The organism is Haloarcula halobia (genome assembly GCF_029338255.1).
GTDB lineage: Archaea > Halobacteriota > Halobacteria > Halobacteriales > Haloarculaceae > Haloarcula > Haloarcula halobia.
This window is the reverse complement of record NZ_CP119787.1, coordinates 488,333-506,803: the sequence shown is the minus strand read 5'-3', so window position 1 is coordinate 506,803 and position 18,471 is coordinate 488,333. Positions and strand designations below refer to the sequence as shown.

18 protein-coding genes are annotated in these 18,471 nt (G+C 69.5%); 10 read left to right on the top strand and 8 right to left on the bottom strand.

Features of this window, described 5'->3' with window-relative positions; genetic code table 11:
• Positions 1-291: 291 nt before the first annotated feature.
• Positions 292-3,597 carry a glycoside hydrolase family 97 N-terminal domain-containing protein gene (locus P1K88_RS02680; protein WP_276412339.1) on the top strand — a complete coding sequence of 1,102 codons (3,306 nt, stop codon included), beginning with the start codon at positions 292-294 and terminating at the stop codon, positions 3,595-3,597.
• Between the two features lie 65 nt (positions 3,598-3,662).
• Positions 3,663-4,115: a PaaI family thioesterase gene (locus P1K88_RS02675; RefSeq protein ID WP_276412338.1), complete on the top strand. Its 453-nt coding sequence runs from the start codon at positions 3,663-3,665 to the stop codon at positions 4,113-4,115.
• A 71-nt stretch (positions 4,116-4,186) separates the two neighbouring features.
• Here the strand turns inward: P1K88_RS02675 and P1K88_RS02670 are convergent, their stop codons facing one another.
• Positions 4,187-6,124, bottom strand: a complete 1,938-nt coding sequence (locus P1K88_RS02670) for a cation:proton antiporter domain-containing protein (RefSeq protein ID WP_276412336.1) — start codon at positions 6,122-6,124, stop codon at positions 4,187-4,189.
• A gap of 195 nt (positions 6,125-6,319) precedes the next feature.
• Here P1K88_RS02670 and P1K88_RS02665 point away from each other — a divergent pair, with 195 nt between their 5' ends.
• Both P1K88_RS02665 and P1K88_RS02660 read left to right on the top strand, forming a co-directional pair.
• Positions 6,320-7,630, top strand: a complete 1,311-nt coding sequence (locus tag P1K88_RS02665) for an oxidoreductase (RefSeq protein WP_276412334.1) — start codon at positions 6,320-6,322, stop codon at positions 7,628-7,630.
• A gap of 112 nt (positions 7,631-7,742) precedes the next feature.
• A complete protein-coding gene (locus tag P1K88_RS02660) occupies positions 7,743-8,585 on the top strand; it encodes an alpha/beta fold hydrolase (RefSeq protein WP_276412332.1) in 843 nt (280 codons plus the stop codon).
• On the opposite strand, the gene P1K88_RS02655 is transcribed toward P1K88_RS02660, so the two are convergent.
• Positions 8,582-9,124 carry a MaoC family dehydratase gene (locus tag P1K88_RS02655; RefSeq protein WP_276414110.1) on the bottom strand — a complete coding sequence of 181 codons (543 nt, stop codon included), beginning with the start codon at positions 9,122-9,124 and terminating at the stop codon, positions 8,582-8,584. The two genes, P1K88_RS02660 and P1K88_RS02655, sit on opposite strands and share 4 nt — an antisense overlap.
• Positions 9,125-9,429: 305 nt before the next feature.
• Here P1K88_RS02655 and P1K88_RS02650 point away from each other — a divergent pair, with 305 nt between their 5' ends.
• Genes P1K88_RS02650 through P1K88_RS02630 form a run of 5 tightly spaced genes read left to right on the top strand, consistent with a single transcriptional unit; the run spans position 9,430 to position 12,789 of the window.
• Complete coding sequence (locus P1K88_RS02650) at positions 9,430-9,729, top strand: AbrB/MazE/SpoVT family DNA-binding domain-containing protein (protein WP_276412330.1); 300 nt, start codon at positions 9,430-9,432, stop codon at positions 9,727-9,729.
• A 7-nt stretch (positions 9,730-9,736) separates the two neighbouring features.
• Entirely contained in the window at positions 9,737-10,300 is a 564-nt protein-coding gene (locus P1K88_RS02645; protein WP_276412329.1) for a hypothetical protein, read from the top strand.
• Between the two features lie 46 nt (positions 10,301-10,346).
• Positions 10,347-10,892 carry a poly(R)-hydroxyalkanoic acid synthase subunit PhaE gene (locus P1K88_RS02640; RefSeq protein ID WP_276412327.1) on the top strand — a complete coding sequence of 182 codons (546 nt, stop codon included), beginning with the start codon at positions 10,347-10,349 and terminating at the stop codon, positions 10,890-10,892.
• A 3-nt stretch (positions 10,893-10,895) separates the two neighbouring features.
• Positions 10,896-12,296 (top strand): class III poly(R)-hydroxyalkanoic acid synthase subunit PhaC, encoded by a 1,401-nt coding sequence (gene phaC / locus P1K88_RS02635; protein ID WP_276412325.1) that lies wholly within the window; start codon positions 10,896-10,898, stop codon positions 12,294-12,296.
• Between the two features lie 43 nt (positions 12,297-12,339).
• Complete coding sequence (locus P1K88_RS02630) at positions 12,340-12,789, top strand: TIGR00725 family protein (protein ID WP_276412324.1); 450 nt, start codon at positions 12,340-12,342, stop codon at positions 12,787-12,789.
• Here P1K88_RS02630 and P1K88_RS02625 read toward each other — a convergent pair whose 3' ends face one another.
• Together P1K88_RS02625 and P1K88_RS02620 are read right to left on the bottom strand one after the other, a co-directional pair.
• Entirely contained in the window at positions 12,790-14,310 is a 1,521-nt protein-coding gene (locus tag P1K88_RS02625; protein ID WP_276412323.1) for a glutamate-cysteine ligase family protein, read from the bottom strand.
• A gap of 96 nt (positions 14,311-14,406) precedes the next feature.
• Positions 14,407-14,904 (bottom strand): DUF7858 family protein, encoded by a 498-nt coding sequence (locus tag P1K88_RS02620; RefSeq protein ID WP_276412322.1) that lies wholly within the window; start codon positions 14,902-14,904, stop codon positions 14,407-14,409.
• Positions 14,905-15,077: 173 nt separating this feature from the next.
• On the opposite strand from P1K88_RS02620, the gene P1K88_RS02615 reads away from it, so the two are divergent.
• On the top strand, positions 15,078-15,938 hold the full coding sequence (locus P1K88_RS02615) for a transcription initiation factor IIB (RefSeq protein ID WP_276412320.1): 861 nt from the start codon (positions 15,078-15,080) through the stop codon (positions 15,936-15,938).
• Here P1K88_RS02615 and P1K88_RS02610 read toward each other — a convergent pair.
• The 4 genes from P1K88_RS02610 to P1K88_RS02595 are packed head-to-tail and all read right to left on the bottom strand — an operon-like array spanning position 15,917 to position 18,445.
• The gene (locus P1K88_RS02610; RefSeq protein ID WP_276412319.1) at positions 15,917-16,582 is read right to left on the bottom strand and encodes a MinD/ParA family ATP-binding protein; all 666 of its coding nucleotides are present in this window, start codon (positions 16,580-16,582) and stop codon (positions 15,917-15,919) included. The two genes, P1K88_RS02615 and P1K88_RS02610, sit on opposite strands and share 22 nt — an antisense overlap.
• The gene (locus P1K88_RS02605) at positions 16,579-17,268 is read right to left on the bottom strand and encodes a DUF7857 domain-containing protein (RefSeq protein WP_276412318.1); all 690 of its coding nucleotides are present in this window, start codon (positions 17,266-17,268) and stop codon (positions 16,579-16,581) included. The genes P1K88_RS02610 and P1K88_RS02605 overlap by 4 nt, the downstream gene beginning before the upstream one ends.
• A gap of 32 nt (positions 17,269-17,300) precedes the next feature.
• Positions 17,301-18,113, bottom strand: coding sequence for a DUF7856 family protein (locus tag P1K88_RS02600; RefSeq protein ID WP_276412317.1), 813 nt, complete (start codon positions 18,111-18,113; stop codon positions 17,301-17,303).
• Entirely contained in the window at positions 18,110-18,445 is a 336-nt protein-coding gene (locus tag P1K88_RS02595) for a DUF7855 family protein (RefSeq protein WP_276412315.1), read from the bottom strand. The genes P1K88_RS02600 and P1K88_RS02595 overlap by 4 nt, the downstream gene beginning before the upstream one ends.
• Positions 18,446-18,471 lie beyond the last annotated feature (26 nt).

Below are 18,471 nucleotides of genomic sequence, written 5' to 3'. Positions count from 1 at the left end.
GAAAGATTTGTTACCACTTACCGCGATAACCGGCACATTACAGAGCATCTCGAGGGGAAACCGAGGGCGGAGAGACGCCGGCGACGCGAGCGGCGGCGGGCGACACGGCGCGCGTTCGGGCGTGCGGCGCCGCCTGTAGTCGAGCGCGCGCTCGTAGCAAAGTGATTACGACACGTACGAATCCACGGACAGGACCGGGCGGAAGCACTGCTCGACAGCCGCGCGGCGACCGCTCGGCGAGTGGACGGTATAAAAGGACAGAATTAACAACACCCGTTGGAAATATAGAGCATGCCCAATCCTGACACGGGTGGCGCTGACATCGGTTCGAGCCCGTCGACAGACGGGTCGAGCCGCCACCAGCCGCCGTCACAGCGAGCGTCCACCCCTGTCCCAGCGAGCGCGGCCACCGAGCTCGTCGTCGATGGGTCGACGGCCAGCGAGCAGTCCGTCTCGTCGCCGAGCGGTGACGCCACCATCACGTTCGAACTCGTCGACGGGCGTCCCTTCTACAGCGTCTCCTACCGGGGCGTCACACCCATCGCGCCCTCCACGCTCGGGTTCGAGTTCGCCCACCAGCCGGACCTCCTCGAGGACTTCGAGGTCGTCGGGTCCGACCGGACCACCGCGGACACCACCTGGGAGCCGGTGTGGGGCGAACACGAGTCCGTCCGCGACCACTACAACGAGCTCACCGTCTGCCTGGCACACGACTCCGGCCACCACCTCAACCTCACGTTCCGGGCCTACGACGACGGCGTGGCGTTTCGCTACACCATCCCGTCCGACGACGGGATCGACGAGTTCACGCTGACCGCCGAGCGCACCGGCTTCGAGTTCACCGACGACTTCAGCGCCTGGTGGATCCCGAACAACTGGAACAACTACGAGTACGTCTACCAGAACACGCCGCTCTCGGAGGCCGGCTACGACTACGGCAACCACGACAAGACCTCCGACGTCGACGGCATGAACACGCCGGTGACGATGCGCGTCACCGAGGACTGCTACATGGCCATCCACGAGGCGGCGCTCTCCGACTGGGCCGAGATGACGCTCGCACGCTACCACGACCGGCCGACGCGGTTCGAGGCCGACCTGGTCCCGTACCCCGACTACGTCCGGCGGGTCGTCGGCGTCGCGCCCCACGCCTCGCCGTGGCGGACGTTCATCTTCGGCAGCGAGCCCGCGGACCTGCTCGAGTCGACGTTGACCCTGAACCTCAACGAGCCCTCTGCCTACGAGGACACCGACTGGATCGAGCCACAGAAGTACTGCGGGGTCTGGTGGGAGATCCACATCGGCAAGACCACCTGGGAACCCGGCCCGGACGTCGGCGCGACCACCGAGAACGTCAAGGAGTACATCGACTTCGCCGCCGAGCACGGCATCGAGAACGTCTTCGCCGAGGGGTGGAACTCCGGGTGGGGCCACGGCGACAACAAGCCCGACGACGGCCCCTTCGGCTGGGAGGACATGCTCTTTACCGAGACCCACGACCGGTTCGACTTCGACGAGGTCACCGACTACGCCGACCGGAAGGGCGTTTCCTTCATGGCCCACAACGAGACGGGGTCCAACGTCGCCGGCCTCGACCGCTTTTCCTACGAGGGCCAGCTGGAGGAGGCCTTCGAGTGGTACGCCGAGAACGGCGTCCGCGCGGTCAAGACCGGCTACGTCAACGAGGACGGCGTCTACATGGACGACTCGGGGGTCAGGTACCACCACCACTCCCAGCCGGTCATCAACCACTACGACCACGTCGTCCGGACCGCCGCGAAGTACCGCCTGCTGATCAACAACCACGAGCCGGTCAAGCCCACGGGCAAGCGCCGGACCTACCCGAACTTCATGACCCGCGAGGGCGTCTCCGGGATGGAGTACCAGAACTTCCGGGGCGGCGGGAACCCGCCGAGCCACACGCCGAGCCTGGCCTTTACCCGGATGCTCGCCGGCCCCGTCGACTACAACACCGGCATCTTCAACCTCACCTACCGGGAGTACACCGGGACGCGGGTCAACAACACCCGGGCCCGGGAACTCGCCCAGCTGGTCATCTTCCACAGCGGCCTCCAGATGGTGACCGATCGACCGGTCAACTACGACTTCGATCGGGAGGCCTTCCAGTTCGTCACGGACGTCCCCGTCGACTGGGACGAGACCCGGGTCCTGAACGGCGACATCGGCCAGCACGTCACCGTCGCCCGCCGCAAGGGTGAGGACTGGTGGCTCGGGACCGCCGTCGCCGACCCCGAGTGGGTCCCCATCGAACTGGACTTCCTCGCTGGCACCTACGACGCCCACGTCTACCAGGACGGCTACAAGGCGACGACCTACGGCTACGAGTCGGCCGTCGACGTCCAGCACTTCGAGATCGAGGGCGGGGACACGCTGTGGGCGCCCCTGCCCCACGGCGGCGGCCAGGCGGTCCACCTGACGCCAGCGACGGGCGACCTGGACCCGGTTCCGGGCCACTACGAGACGTTCGCGTCGGCCCCCGAGCACGACGTCGCCTACGACGCCGCGGAGTTCACCATCGAGACGGCCGGCGAGGGGATGTGGGGCGGCACCGACGACTACACCGCCGTCTACGAACCCGACGCCGTCGGGTCCGAGGGGTGCGTCGAGGCCGCGGTCACGTCCCAGGCCGGCACCGACCCCACCGCTCGCTCGGGCATCGTCCTGCGGAACGACGTCACCGCGCCCGGCGAGTCGCTGGGCTACGTCGCGCTGGTCGTGACGCCCAACCTCGGGGTCCACCTCCAGTGGGACGGCGACGACGACGGCTACGTCGACCGCGCGGTCGGGGCCTTCGGGTCGACGCCGGTCCGCCTGCGCCTAGAGCGCGACGGATCGACGTTCGAGGGACTCGTCAGCACCGACGGCGGCACGACCTGGGAGTCGGTCGGGACCTGCACCGTCCCGTCGGCCGCCGAGCGACAGGACGCCGCGCTCGTCCACAGCGCCAGCACGACGGAAGGCGGGCGGGCGACGTTCGACGACGTCCGCATCGACGACCGCATCCCGATGACACAGCCGATTCCCGAGGGACTGACGACGTTCGCCACCGGGGACGCGGAGTTCGGACTCGACCAGAACGGCGAGACGCTCCACGTCAACGCCGCCGGGCGGGACGTCTGGACCGACGCCGACGAGTACGGCGCCGTCGTCGACGCCCGGAGCCTCGCGGACGGCGGGACGGTCGTCGCCCGGGTGCTCGGCCAGGAGGACAGCCACGACTGGGCGAAGTCGGGCATCATGGTCCGCGACGACGCGACCGCGGCCGGCGAGTCGGCGGGCTACGTCGTGCTCGCGGTGACGCCGTTCAACGGCCTCCAGTTCGCCTGGGACGCCGACGGCGACGGCCACCTCGACAGCGACGAGCGCGACACGGAGACCTACGCCCCGCTCTGGCTCCGCATCGAGCGCGACGGCGAGACGTTCACCGGGGCCTACAGCAAGGACGGCGAGGACTGGACCGAGGTGGGGAGCGCCGACCTGCCGGAGGCCGCGGCGCGCCAGGACGCGGCCGTGTTCACCTGCTCGCACACCAACTCGATGGGCATCGCCGAGTTCGACGAGTTCACCGTCGAGTAGACCACGGCGGGCCCGTTGCTCGCAGTTCTCGTGGACTTATACGCCACGAGCGCAAGGACCGTCCAATGAGCGTCACAGCGACCTTCAACGCGATTCCGTTCGTCGAGGAACTCGGGATGGAGATGACGGCCGCGGCGGACGGTCACGCCGAGGCCGAACTCCCCCTGCGCGAGGAACACTCCTCGAACCCAGCCACCCGAATCGCCCACGGCGGGGTCACCTACTCGCTCGCCGACACCGCCGGCGGGGCGGCCGTCGTCTCGCTGTCGGGGACCATCTCGCCGACGGTCGACATGCGGATGGACTACCTCGCGCCGGCGACGGCCGACCTCCGGGCCGAGGCCGACGTGGTCAGGAACGGCGGCAGCGTCGCCGTCGTCGACGTCGAGGTGTACGACGCCGACGGGCACCACGTAGCCAGCGCTCGCGGGACGTACAAGACAGACGGCGAGGGCGACGGATCGCCGTGGACCGACGGCGTCGACGAGGCGGCCATCGAGACGCTCCGGAACGACTGAGTCGCCCGGTCCGGCGTCCCGCCAGGTCCAGCCTCTACGGGGACGTGAGTGTCGCCGTCCGACGAGCCTGCTCAGGCGCTGCCGACGAGTTCCATCCCGTCCCGGACCGATTCGCGTCGCCCCAGCAGGGTCACCATGTCGCCCTCCTGGATGACGTAGTCCGCCGTCGGAACCTCCGCGTCGCCGTGCTGGTCGCCGCTGACCAGGGCGATGAGACAGGCCTCGGGGAGCATCGGCCCGACTTCGCGGACCGACTTCCCGATGATATCATCGTTCGTCACCGCTACCTCCTGGACGTCGCCGACGCGGCCGATGTCGGTCATCCAGTGGGCGATGGCCGGGCGTTCGATCTGGTTGTCGATGGCCCAGGCCGTCGCCATCGCCGAGGAGATGGTCCGCACGCCCAGGTCCTCGAAGGCCTCGACGTTGTCGGGGTTGTTCGCGCGGGCGATGATCCGGTCGACGTCGAACTTGGAGCTGGCCAGTTGCGAGACCAGCAGGTTCACGTCGTCGTCGCCGGTCGCGGCGATGACGGTCTTGGCGTTGTCGGCCCCGGCAGAACGCAGCACGTCCGTGTCGGTGCCGTCCCCGATCTCGACGGTGTGTCCCTCGTTTCGCCCTCGTTCGACGATCTGTTCGTCCTGTTCGATGATGACGACGTTCTCGCCCCGGTCTTCGAGGCGCTCGGCGAGCGCTCGGCCCACCTCACCGCCGCCGACGATTATCAGACGCATTGGTATGACGTGTAGTTTTTCCGCGAGGAATCGCGCGAGACCGCCCTCGAAGAGCGCGGTCGCGAAGATGACCAGAAAGACGGTGCCCAGCAGAATCTCTGCCTGCGTGCTCAGCGCCGCGGCTTCGGCGGCGAGTCGCGTGGCCTCCTCCCCGCTGGCGTTCGCCGCTTCCGTCCGCAGCTCTGCCGCGACGTTGTTCAGCTCCACGGCAAAGAGCGTCGCGACGGACGCGGGGATGATGCCCCGCGGGCCGACGAAACTGATGAAGAGCTTCTCGTTTGTCGTAAACCGGTCGCCGGCCGTCGAGATGAACACCAGGAGCGGACGGATGACGAGCGCGACGGCGAAGACGACGGTGAGGCCGGGGATACCGACGCGCAACAGCGCCGCCAGGTCGAGCTGGGCCGCCAGTGCGATGAAGACGAACGAGAGCACCAGCAGCGTGATGTCGCCCTTGAACGACTCGACGTCCGCCTCGTAGGGATGGTCCATGTTCCCCAGCGCGATCCCGGCCGTCGCGGCGGCGGCGACGCCGGCCTCCGTCGCGATGGTGTTGGCCGCCGCGTACGCGACGAGCGCCCCGGCGAGTACCAGCAGGCGAGCGTTCCGCGGGGCGTCGCCCGGCGAGAGGTCGACGTACTGAAGCAGGTAGTAGAGGAGGCCCGCGACGACGAGGCCGACGAACAGGCCGGTTCCGAGCCGCAGCGCGAACGCCTGGAGCAGGCCCTCGCTCGACGTGGTGGGGTTGACCGTCTCGAAGACGACGACAGCGATGATGGCCGCGGTGACGTCGTTGACGATGCCCTCCGTCTCCAGGGCCGTCGCGACGCGGTCCCGGACCGGCACCACGTTCAGGATCGGCGTGATGACCGTCGGGCCGGTGGCGACCAGCAGGGCGCCGATGAGAACGGAGAGGTTCCACCCGACGCCGAACGCGAACTTGACGGCAACTGCGGTGCCAACGAGCGCGATGGCCGCCCCCAGCGTCACCAGGCGGAAGGTCGCGGCCGGCGCCTCGCGGATGCGCTCGAAGCGGAGGTGGTAGGCCCCCTCGAAGACGATGATGGCGACCGCCAGGCCGACGATGGCCGACAGCGCCCCGCCGAACGTCTCGGAGTTGACGATGCCCAGCCCCGGCTGGCCGATGAGGACCCCCACGAGGAGGTAGAAGATGATACTCGGCATCCTGAGCCTGGCGGCAAGTACCTGTGCGAGCACCCCCAGCCCGATGATACCCGCGACCAGCGGGATGAGCAGTTGCGTGCTACCAGCCACGTGTTCCCTCCATCTGTGCAGGCCAACGAACCCGCTGTTGATAAACGCGTCTACTGCGTCGGACGGGATTCGAGCGACGGAGCCGTGTGCGCCCGACGCCGGCGACGGGGGGCGGGCGAGAGAGTTTTGCCTCGCCGGGACGGTACGTCTACACATGACGGGACTCGAGTCGGGCCACGGTCCGGGCGGTGTGCCGTGACGGCACTCACGGACCCCGTGAGCGTCGGCGGCCTGTCGCTCCCGAACCGCCTGTACCGCGCGCCCGTTCTGGAGTGTGCGGGCAACGGTCCCGACGCCGTCGAGACGCTCGTCGACGAGCTCGTCCCGACGGCCGATTCGGGAGTCGGCCTCGTCTTCCAGGGTGCGAGCATCGTCACCGACAGGGGCGGGTGTGCCGCGCCGAACATGACTCGCGTGCACGACCCGGCGTTCGTGGCGCGACTGGAGCGCCTGACCGACGCCGTCCACGACGCGGGCGGGACCATCTTCGTCCAGCTGGCCCACGGCGGCCTCCGGAGCATGAGCACCTGGCACGCCGGGTACCGCGAGCGCCACCCCGACCAGCGCCAGCTGGCCGTCTCCGACCCGCCCTGGCAGCTTCGGGCGCTGGACCGGGCGGGCATCGTCTCGCTGCGCCCCGAGGTGCTCTCGACGACCGACGTCTGGGACCTGGCCGAGCAGTTCGGCCGCGTAGCGGGCTACGCCGCCGACGCCGGCTACGACGGCATCCACCTCTCGGCGGCGAACATGAGCCTCGTCCAGCAGTTCCTCTCGCCGTTCTACAACCGGCGCGACGACGAGTTCGCGGACGGCGTGCGGTTCCTCGAGGCGGTCCACGACGCCGTCCGGGACCACGCCGGGGACGTGCCGCTGGTGACGAAGGTGCCGGCAGAGACCGTCGCGCCGGCGTTCGTCCGCCGGTACATCTCCCGGGCCGAGGCCGTCGACGTCGCCGAGCGCCTGGCGGCGATCGGCTACGACGCGCTGGTCCCGGTGGAGGTCTCGACGTTCTGGGACATGAGCATCGTCCGCGGCGCGTTCCCGGACCGGGCGTGGGCGGCCAGCGACCTGCAGGACGACTACGCCGCCGCGTTCGGCGGGCCCGTCCGTGCGCGGGTGGTCGAGCTGTTGAACCGGTGGCAGGCGCACCGCTTCGGACCGGAGCCGGGGTGGAACGCCCCGTTCTGTCGTGCGGTCCGCGAGCGCGTCGACGTCCCGGTGTTGCTGGAGGGGGGCGTGCGGACGCGGGCGGACTGCGACCGGTTCCTGGGCGCGGGCAAGCGGCCACCCGCGGCGGACATGGTGGGGATGGCACGGCCGTTCTACGCCGAACCGCGACTCGGGGCCCGGCTGCTCGAGGGCCACGACGCCCTCTGTGCGAGCTGCAACAACTGCACCGTCCCGCAGGTGGCCGGCGAACCGGGGCGGTGCCGGACCCCCTCGGTCGTCCGGGCGAAGGCACGCCTCGAACGGGATGGTGCCTACGAGCGAGAGAGGCGCGACTGAGACAGCGACACACACCCCGGCGGGGGGGAAACGTTGGCCTACCGACACGGTAATTCACCGGTCGGATGCGTGAGAGAAAGGCTGATTGCCCTCCGCCACCGAGCGTCGGAGAATGACAGGCGAGATACGGTCGGAACGGGTCACGGTGACCGTCGACGGCGAGGAGGTCGACATCCACTACCGAACCGGCGGCGAGGGCCCGCCGCTGGTCTTCCTCCACGGCATCGGCCTCGACGCCGCCACGGTCTCCTGGCGCCACGCGCTCCCGGCGCTCGCGACCGACCGGACCGTCTACGCGCCCGATCTGCCGGGCCACGGCGAGAGCGACAAGCCCGACCGCGCGTACACGACCGACTACTACCTCGAGACGGTCGCGGCGTTCTTAGCGGGCGTCGACGTCGCGGAACCCGCGCTGGCGGGCCTCTCGATGGGCGGTGCGCTCGCGCTGGGCCACGCGCTCGACGGCGGCCCGGTCGAACGCCTCGTGCTCGTCGGCAGTTACGGCCTCGGGTCGGACGCCTACTGGCGCCAGGCAGCGACGGGCGTCCTCCAGACGCCGGTGCTGGGGAACATGCTCTGGCAGGGCGTGAGCGCCTCGAAACCGGCGATCCGGGCGAGCCTCCGGAGCATGGGCGCGACCGAACCGCCACAGCAACTGGTCGAGGACGTCGACGCGGTCGTCGACTACCGGACGGTGCGGGCCATGCGGCGCTGGCAGCGCCACGAGTTCCAGCGAAACGGGTTCAGGACGGACTACTCGGACCGCCTGGCGGAGATCGGGGTCCCGACGCTGGTGGTCCACGGCCGCGCGGACCCGCTGTTGCCCGCCAGCTGGTCGCGACGGGCGGGCGAGTCGCTCGACGAGGGTCGGGTAGAGATATTCGAGAACTGCGGGCACTGTCCCCCACGCGAGCGCCCCGAGCGGTTCAACCGGGCGGTCCGGTCGTTCTGCTAGTTCGGCAGGTCGTCGATGAGGACGACGGCCTCCCCGTCGATGACGACGGTCTCCTCCTTGAGGACGCGGGTCGTCAGGCGGTACTGGTCGTCGCCGAGGTCCTCGACGATCTCGCACTCGGCGGTGAGCCGGTCGCCGATGCGGACCGGGTTGTGGAACTCGAGGTCCTGCGAGAGGTAGATGGTGAGGCCGGGCAGTCGCGCCAGTGCGGCGCTGATGAGGCTGCCGACCAGCGTCCCGTGGGCGATGCGCCCGCGGAAGCGGGTCTCCGCGGCGAACTCCTCGTCTAGGTGCAGCGGGTTCGTGTCCCCGCTCGCGGCGGCGAACTGCTGGATGTCGTTCTCAGAGATGGTCTTCGTGAACTCCGCGCGGTCGCCCACGCCGAGGTGGTCCGGGTGGTCCGCCGACAGCGAGACGTGCCACTCCGGGAGGTCCTCGTCCGGTTCGATTCGGTCGGCGGGCGCTACGTCCTCCCCATCGTGCTGGACACCGAACGCGGCGAAGGCCGCCCGGTTTGCAGCCACGACGCTGTTGAACATGTGTGAAGACGTCTCCGTCCAGGTGTCCAACAGCGGGTTCCGATGAGATTCAGAACTCATTGCCCCGTACGTTAGCGGTCGGCCTATTAAACCTTGGTGATGGTTCATCGTTCTCGACTGATAGAAGCCGTCTACCCTGCAGAAACGCCGGTTTACTCTGTCCCGGATTGACAGAAATCGGTGTTCACCCGGCCGAGCGGTGGAAATCAGGAGTATCCTATCTCAAACCAACTGATGGTAACGAATGGTATCAGATGGTATTCAGCGGAAGTTTTAAGTCGTTGAAGGGTGTAGGTGGTATCACGATGGCCGACGAGGACGACAGTCTGATGTGGCCCCCGATGTTCCGGGGGATGCAGCAGGCCAGCGAACAAGCGTTGGAACAACAGCAGGAGATGATGAAGCAGTTGTTCGCTGGCGGTGGGATGCCGAGCATGGATATGAACCAGCTCGGCGCGATGAGTCAGATGGCGACCTTCAAGACCCGCGTGCAGAGCGGCGGTCGCATCAGCATCCCCGACGCCGAGCGCGAGGCGCTCGACATCGAAGAAGGGGACATCGTCCAAGCAGTCGTCCTTCCGGTCAAGCGAACCTCACAGGAGTAATACACCAATGGTAGACTACACCACCCCCGTCACGACAGCGTTCGAGATGCAGCGTGCGACGATCACCCAGAGCCAGAAGGCCCTCGAGCAGAGCGTCGCGTTCCAGCAGAACGTCAACGAGGCGCTCATCGACAGCCTCGACACCCAGGAGTCGGCCCAGCGCCGCGGCGTCGAGCTCTCGAAGACCGCCTTCCACAGCTACCTCGACGCCATCGAGTCGACCGTCCCCGGCGTCGCCGGTACCGTCAAGGAGATGCGCAGCGCCGTCGACGAGCAGTACGACTTCCTGCTCGAGAACCACGCCGAGCTCTTCGACAACGTCGAAAGCGAGATGGTCGAGGGCGTCGACGCCTACGACGAGATGACCCAGGAGTACCTGGACGCCGTCAGCGAGCAGGTCGAGATGCTCGTCGACGCCCACGAGGAACTGGAGGCCCAGTCCGTCGAGGCCGCCGAGCAGTTCGGCGACCAGCTCGAAGAGGTCCAGGAGCAGGTCGAGGAGATCCAGGCCCAGGTCGAAGAAGTCCAGGCCCAGGCCGCCGACGCCGTCGACGTCGACGTCGAGGCGTAACAACGAACCAGCCGTTTTTTGTGCGCGTACCCGCCAATTACAACAAATGAGTGATACAAACCAGATGCAGGACGAGTGGACCGAGATGGTCGAGGAGATGAACGACGCGGTCGTCGACTCGATGGAACAGAACATGAAGGCACAGGCCGCGTTCGTCGAATCCTGGGCCGACGCCGTCGAGGACAGCATGCCCCAGCAGGACGAGCTGAGCGAGGGGCTGCAGGGCTACAACCGGGCCTACGAGGAGTGGCTCGACGCCGCCGACCGGATGGTCGAGCGCTCGGCCGACGCGGCCCAGGGCCAGGACGTCGACCCCGCGGAGTTCCGGGACATCTGGCTCCAGTCGGCCAACGAGGCGTTCAAGCACGTGATGAGCACGTCCGCGTTCGCCGCGGCCAACGGCCAGCTGGTCGAGTCCATGATGGAGATGCAACAGCAGGCCGACGAGATGAGCCAGGACACCATCGCCCAGCTTGGCTTCCCGACCCGCGACGACGTCGACGAGGTTGCCGAGCGCCTCGTCGAGCTGGAACGGCGCCAACACGCCGTCGAACAGAAGCTCGACCGCATCCTCGAGCACCTCGAGGACTAGACCATGTCGAGTGACCCATCCAACCCGTTCGCGGCCGCGCTGGACTGGCAGTCCAAGTCCCTGGACGCGATGCGCGAGGCCGTCGAGACCAGCGAGGTCGCCGACGAGCGCCTCGAGCTGATGGAGTCCGTCGAGGTCGGCCAGACGCCGAGCGACGTCGTCTACGAGGAGAACAAGCTCGAACTCCTCCACTACGACGCCGAGGCCGCCGGCATCGACGTCGCCGAGGAAGACAAACAGGACGTGCCCATCCTCATCGTCTACGCGCTCATCAACCGACCGTACATCCTCGACTTACAGGAGGAACGGTCGGTGGTGCGGCGCCTGCTCGAGGCGGGCCACGACGTCTACCTCATCGACTGGAACGAGCCCTCCCGGCTCGACCAGCACCTGACGCTGGACGACTACGTCAACCGCTACATGGACAACTGCGTCGACGAGGTCCGCGAGCGCTCGGGCCAGGACGCCATCAACATCCTTGGCTACTGCATGGGCGGCACCATGTCGGTGATGTACACTGCGCTCCACGCCGAGAAGGTCAACGCGCTGGGCCTGATGGCCGCCGGCCTCTGTTTCGACCAGACCGGCGGCGTCCTGGAGGAGTGGGGCTCCGAGGAGTACTACTCCCCGAGCGACGTCACCGACACCTTCGGCAACGTCCCGGCGGAGATGCTCGACATCGGCTTCGCGCTGATGGACCCCGTCGACAACTACGTCTCGAAGTACATCCGCCTGGCCGAGAACCTGGAGAACGAGGACTTCGTCGAGAACTTCGGCCGGATGGAGAAGTGGCTCGGCGACGGCATCGACGTCGCCGGCGACACCTACGTCCAGTTCCTGGAGGACATCTACCAGGACAACAAGCTCTACAAGAACGAGCTGGAACTGGACGGCAAGCACGTCGACCTGGAGAACCTCACGATGCCCGTCCTCCAGCTGATGGGCGAGTACGACCACCTCATCCCGCCGGAGTCCTCGAAGCCCTTCACCGACGCCATCCCGAGCGAGGACACGACCACCATCGAGTTCTCGACGGGCCACATCGGGCTGTCGGTGTCCTCCTCGACCCACGCCGACCTCTGGCCGGAGGTCGCCCAGTGGTACAAGGACCGCAACGACGGCGACGGGGTCGACATCGAAGTCGAATCCCCGAGCGAGGCGGCCGCGGAAGCCGTCGAAGAGGTCGCGGACGACGTCGCGGACGACGAGAGCGACGACGCGGACACCGACCCGTCGGTCCGGGACGTCCAGACCATCGACGGCATCGGCCCGACCTACGCCGACCGGCTCCGCGACGCCGGCATCGAGACCGTCGCGGACCTCGCCGAGCACGACGCCGCCGCGCTGGGCGAGATCACGAACGCCTCGCCCGCACGGGCCGAGGAGTGGCTCGAGCAGGTCTGATCGCGGCCTCCATTCTTTTCTCGCTCCCCGTCGAAGACCGCCCATGCGCGTCTCTGTCATCGGCGGGTCCGTCGTCACCGCGGCACAGTACCAGCAGGCACGCCGGGTCGGCACGCTCCTCGGCGAGCGCGGCCACGAGGTGGTCTGTGGCGGCCTCTCGGGCGTCATGGAGGCCGTCTGTGACGGTGCCAGCGAGGCCGGCGGCCACACCATCGGCATCCTCCCCGGCGACGACCGCCACGGGGCAAACGAGTTCGTCGAGACCAGCGTCGCCACGGGGATGGGCAACGCCCGGAACGTCCTCGTGGTGTTGAACGGCGACGCCGTCATCGCCGTCGACGGCAAGAGCGGCACGCTCTCGGAACTGGGTCACGCCCTGGACTACGGCCGCCCGGTCGCCGGCCTCGGCACCCACCACGTCGAGGGTCTGACCGGCATCGAACACGTCGAGACGCCCGAAGCGGCCGTCGACTACGTCGAGTCGGTCGCCTGACTACTCGAACCAGTCGACGAAACTGCCCTCGAGCAGCGTCTCGCGCTGGCGGCTGATGTAGGCCGCCTGCATCCCCCAGATGGCCTCCGCCAGCGGCACGTTCTCCTCGACCTGGCGGCGCACGAAGTCGTGTTTCCAGCGGGCGGGCGTGAGCCGCCTGTCGACTCGCTCGCGCAGCGGCGCGATGTAGCCGTGGGCCTCCTCCGTCGAGAGGCCGCGCTGTTCGAGGCCGTCGCGGGCGTGGGCGAAGAGTTCGCCGTACAGCTCGTCGGTGGCAGTCGTCGTCGCGCCGTCGGCGGTGATCCACTCCATGTCGGCCCGCAGGCCGTCGCGGGCGGCCGCGTAGAAGTTCTCCTTCGCCGTCTCCCAGTCCAGGGACTGGATGGGGTGTTCCAGCCGGGGGAGACTCTCCATCAGGCCGGCGAAGACGGCCATACAGCCGACGGCGTCGTCGACGGTCGGCTGGGCCGGCAGCGGGCGGAACTCGATGCGGGCGTTGGCGGCCGACCGGGTCGCCCCCTCGAAGACGGGCCGGACCCACCGCCAGTACGAGCCGTGCTTGTGCCGGAAGTGGACGAAGTCGTCGTCGAAGCGGGTGCCGGCCTGCAGCGCCCGGGGGACGATGGTGTCGTCCTCGACGATGTCGGCGATAGCGTCCTCGACCGTCTCGAAGTCCGGCGGGAAACAGACCTTGGGCTGTGCGGGCGCGTCCGACCGGGGGTTCAACACCGACTCGAAGACGCCGATGCGGTGTTCCATGTACGCGTCGGCGACGATGTCGGCGTCGGGCGCGTCGTCGTAGAGATCCGGCGGGAAGAAGGGGGCGTTGACCGCCATCGCCAGCAGCGGCGCGGCCACCCGGAGGGCGTAACTGAAATACTCCGGGAGGTCCGGCGCGTGGGGAATCTGGTAGTGGGGCTGCATGGAGGTGATGAGCGACTCGGGCATCACCGTCTCGGCCTCCAGGGAGACGTGGGGTGCCTCGAGTTCGAACGCCGACGGGTAGCCCGCGTTGGCCATCGTGTGGTAGCGCACGGAGTCGGACATGTTCGTCCCGATGCAGACGCCGTCCTTCTCGACGCAGTCACAGAGGTAGTCCCGCGCCGTCTCGCCCTGGGGCGGGACCGTCCACAGTCCGTCGGCGACCATCCGGATGCCGTCGCGCTGGAGGCGGCGTTGGGCCGGTTTCAGCGACGCCTTCAGCTCGTTCTCCTGGGCGACCAGCCCGTGGGAGTTCAGCGGTTGGGGACTGGTCTGCATCTCGGCGTTGTGCAAGCCCAGTTCCTTCTCGAAGCCGATGAGCTCCAGCAGCTGGCGGGGGACCCGCCGCAGCGCGTTGGTCTGGTCGTCGACGGCGTACAGCTCGAGTTCGAGTCCCACGATGGCCTCCGAGTTGTCGAAGGTGCCCGACCGGACCTCGGACACGAGGTCCTCGGCTTCCGCCCGGGCCCGGTCGCGGAACTCGTCCCTGCTCACGTCCAGCGCTTTCGCGACGTCCGCCGCCAGTTCCGAGGCCGACATAGCCGTCGGTTTGCGGGCAGGGGATTTAAACGTGGTCCAGCGGTGACAGGCCCTCTGACCGCCGCGCCGGCCCGCTGCCGTCCTGCGCGGGACCGCTCACAGCAACTCGCCGACGTCGCTCATCGTGTCCGCGAGCGGGTCCCGGTCGCGGGCCGTCGCCAGCGCCCCCTCGACGGCGTCGCGGGCCTCGGGCAGCGGGTCGTGGGTCTGGACGTAGACCGCAAGCGAGAACTCCGCGTCGGTCGCCCCCGAGAGCGTCAGGGCCTCGCTCCGGGAGAGGTCGCCGACCAGCCAGTCGGCCACGATATCGCGCCCGCGCGGGCCCAGCGGCGTGACCTGTTCGCCGAGCAGGTGGAGCGTCTTCGCGGCGGTGACTGGTGGGACGCCGGCTGCGTGGCCGCTCTCCCCGACGCTCTTGCCGGCGGCGTAGGCCTCGACGACGGTGGCTGCTGCGGCCGGCGAACACGGCAGACTGTCGGCCACCGGGTCGAGTCGGCCGGCGAGCGACGCGTCCGTCTCGTCGACGGCGGCGACGCCGGTCTCGCGCTGTGACTCGGTCACCTCGAGCCCCGCTGCGATGTCGGCAAGCCCCATTGTACTCACCTCGCCACGCCTGGAATTTAAGCGTGGTGCTGCGAGCGCGGCCGACGGCGCTGGCCCGGCCAGGAACCGACCGGTAACCGGTCGGTAGTATCGGCCGAATCCGGCCCGAGACCCGGATCTCCATCGGGTTTTTAACCACTCCTCCGGCCGTAGGTCGAGATACGATGAGCGCAACGACGCGACGTTGCCCGGAGTGTGAGTGTGCAGTCGAGCAGGACGGTCACGAGGCGGTCTGTGCCGAGTGTGGCCTCGTCGTCGGCGAGGATCCCATCGACCGCGGGCCGGAGTGGCGGTCATTCGAAGACGACGACACCGAACGGGCCCGGACGGGGGCGCCCCTGACCCGGTCGCGCCACGACCGGGGGCTCTCGACCGAGATCGGCCGATCGACCAGGGTCAAGGGCCGCAAGCGCCGGCAGCTGGCGCGACTCCGCCGCGAGCACAATCGCGCACAGGTCCGATCCAAGCGCGAGCGCAACCAGGTGTACGCCTTCACCGAGATACGGCGTATCGTCGGGTCGCTCGACCTCTCGGACGCCGTTCGGGACCGGGCCTGCGTCCTCTTCGAGTCGGCCCAGGAGGCAGACCTGCTGCGAGGGCGCTCCCTCGAGGGGTTCGCTGCAGCCGCCGTCTACGCCACCTGCCGGACCGAAGGCCTCGCACGGACCGTCGAGGAGCTCTGTGCGGTCGCCCGCGCGGACGATGCGGAACTCCGGGCGGCCTACGACGCGCTCAACCGGGAGCTGGGTCTCCCGACGGGGCCGATAGACCCCCGCGAGTACGTCCCGCGGTTCGCGACCGAACTCGAATTACCCACGACGGTCAGAAAACGGGCGGAGGAACTGGTCGACGAGGCGCGCGACCGCGGGCTCGTCGGCGGACGGAACCCCGCCGGGGTGGCGGCGGCGTGTCTCTACACTGCGGCCGGCGAGCGCGACGTCGATCTGACCCAGGCCGAGGCGGCCGACGTGGCCGACGTGACGCCGGTGACCCTGCGGGGGACCTACACCGACCTGCAGGACTGAACGGCGGCCGCCAGCGCCCGGAAGCCGTCGGCCGCTGAGGAATCGGGCGCCGTGTGACAGACCGGCTGGCCGGCCCGCTGGGCGCTTTCGACAGCGTCGCTCTCGGGCACGGTGACGACGGGTGCGCCAAAGCGGTCGGCAACGGCCGTCGTGTTCGGGTCCGGGCCGGCGCGGTTGAGCACCACCCGGCAGAGCCCGGTGTCGAGCTCGCGGGCGAGTGCGCGGACACGCAGGGCGTCTGCCAGCGCCGCGGCGTCCGGCGCCGTCACGAGGACTGCGGCGTCGGCGACCGAGAGCGGGACGCCGACGTCGGCCTGCAGGCCGGCCGGCGAGTCGACGACGACCCAGCGAGCCGTCCGCTCGAGGGTCGCCAGCACGTCGCCGAGTGCAGTCACGTCGGCCGCCCGCGCCCCGGCGAGGGACCGGCCACACGGGACCACCGCGACCGGGCCCGTTTCCGAGACGGCCTCGAGCGGCGCCGCCCGGCCGGCGAGCACGTCGTGGAGGTTCGGACCGCGACCGGCCGGGAGGTCGGCCATCGCGAGGTCGCCGTCGACGACGACACCGTCGAGTGTCGCCGCGAGGTTGTAGGCGACCGTCGACTTCCCGACCCCGCCCTTGCCGCCGGTAACGGTCAGAATCATGCGAGCCCTTCGAGGGAGTCGGTCGGGACCGTCGCCGCCGCCCGTCGCTCTGCGAGGGCCTCGGCGCGCCGGGCGATAGCCCGGAGCGTCCGGACGTCCACTCCTTGGCGGTCGTCGAGGCGGTACACGTCGTCCAGCCCGCCCGCGTCGCGGACGGCGTCGGTCGCCGCCGCAAGCGTCTCGGCCTCCGCCAGCGCCTCGGCGCTGTGGACCCGCCGTTCGGCCGCCTCGAAGAATCCGGCGACAGGGGCCGGGAGATCGTGGGCCGCATCGCCGGCGTCCGCGGCCTCGCGACTCGTCTCGTCGCCGGCGAGAGCCACGGCCGGGAGCGCGTCGGCGGGCGGCGACGGGTCGCCGAGGTCCCGGCAGACAGCCTCGGGCGTCTGTGCCACGTCACGGGTCGGTTCGGCGTCGGGCGCTGGTCTGGCTTCGACCAGCTCGACCGCCGGGTCCGCCGGGGGCGCTGGCGACGCGTAGCCGAAGGCGTGCCGGCCCGGGCCGACGACGGCCTCGAACCCGGTGTCGGTCCAGCCACACGCCGGGAGACCCTCCCGACGTGGCGGCCAGACCGGCCCGTCCAGTCGGTTCGCGAGGGTGACCCTGGTCGGGACAGCGACATCCGTCAGCGCCGCGGTGACCAGCGTGACGCCCTCCCGAGTCGTACACTCGCTTGCGAACGTGACCATACGCCGGGTGGTCGCCCGTTCGGATTTAAACCTCAGCACCGGATCACGGGCGCCGAGAGCTGCCGCGCGGCGGCCACCGGAGTGGCGAACCGGTCGACCTCGAGGACGACCGGTGCCTCGGTCCGGGCGACCCGAAGTACCGCGAGCGCCGCGTCGACCGGCGGGGCGTCGAAGGGGTCCTCGGGGGTGGGGCCGGGGAGTGTCGCGAGCGACGCGCGAAACCTGCCCTCGAGTGACTCTACCAGGTGCGCACGGGCCTCGCGCTGGCGGTTCGCCAGCTCGTCTGCCAGGCGCCGGCGCCGCTCCAGCTGCTGGCGGTACCCGCGGGCAGCATCGCGCCGTCGCTCGCGGGCCTGCCGGGCAGCGGTCCGTTCGGTCTCGCGTTCGGAGAGGCGCCGCGCGGCCGCCCGGAGGTCCTCGCGTGGCTCGCTTGCGTCCCCTCCAGGGAGTCGCTCGTGGGCCCGGATGCGTCCTCGGTGTGTCGCGACGGCCTCCTCGAGCTCCCTGAGGGCCCCCTCGGGGACCGGGTCGGTGCAGGCCGGGAGGTCGGGTCGGTCGGCGTCGAGGTCGGCGAGCCGTGCCCGCAGGTCTGCAATCGCGTCGTCCTGGGGCGCCGTCACGCCGCGGGACCGGGCCGCCGCCGCCAGTGCCGTCCTGGTCCGCAGGCCCATCCCCGGCCGGACGTGGCCCGCGTAGCGATAGACTGCCGCCGTAGCGGTCGGGGAAACCGACGGCGTCAGGGCCTCCCCGCGCACCGCACGCGCGACGGCGGCGCCCTCGACGTCACTCGCCCGGAGGTCGACGACACAGCCCTCGTAACAGGCCCCGTCGACCCGGAGCCTCACAGCGGTTCCTCCCGCATCGACGCCGGCGCGGGCAGGTCACGCCCGGCCGCGAACCGCTCGTACGGCGTCGCCGGTTCCGTGCGCTGCTCGTACGCGCGTGCGGCCTCGGCCACATGCGCCGGGACGTCCTCGGGCCCGAACGGCTCGAGCCGCTCGACCCTGACCGCCAGATCGTGTTTCTCCCGGAGGCGCAGCGCCTGGAACGCACCGAACTCGGTCCCCTCGAACAGCGCCGCCCGCCCGAGTTGCTGGGCCACACACGATTCGTGTCGCCGACAGACGTTTCGCAGGTCCCGGCGGGCGGCCCGCGAGTACGTGACGACCAGCAGCATCGGTCGGTTGCAGCCATTGCTAGAAC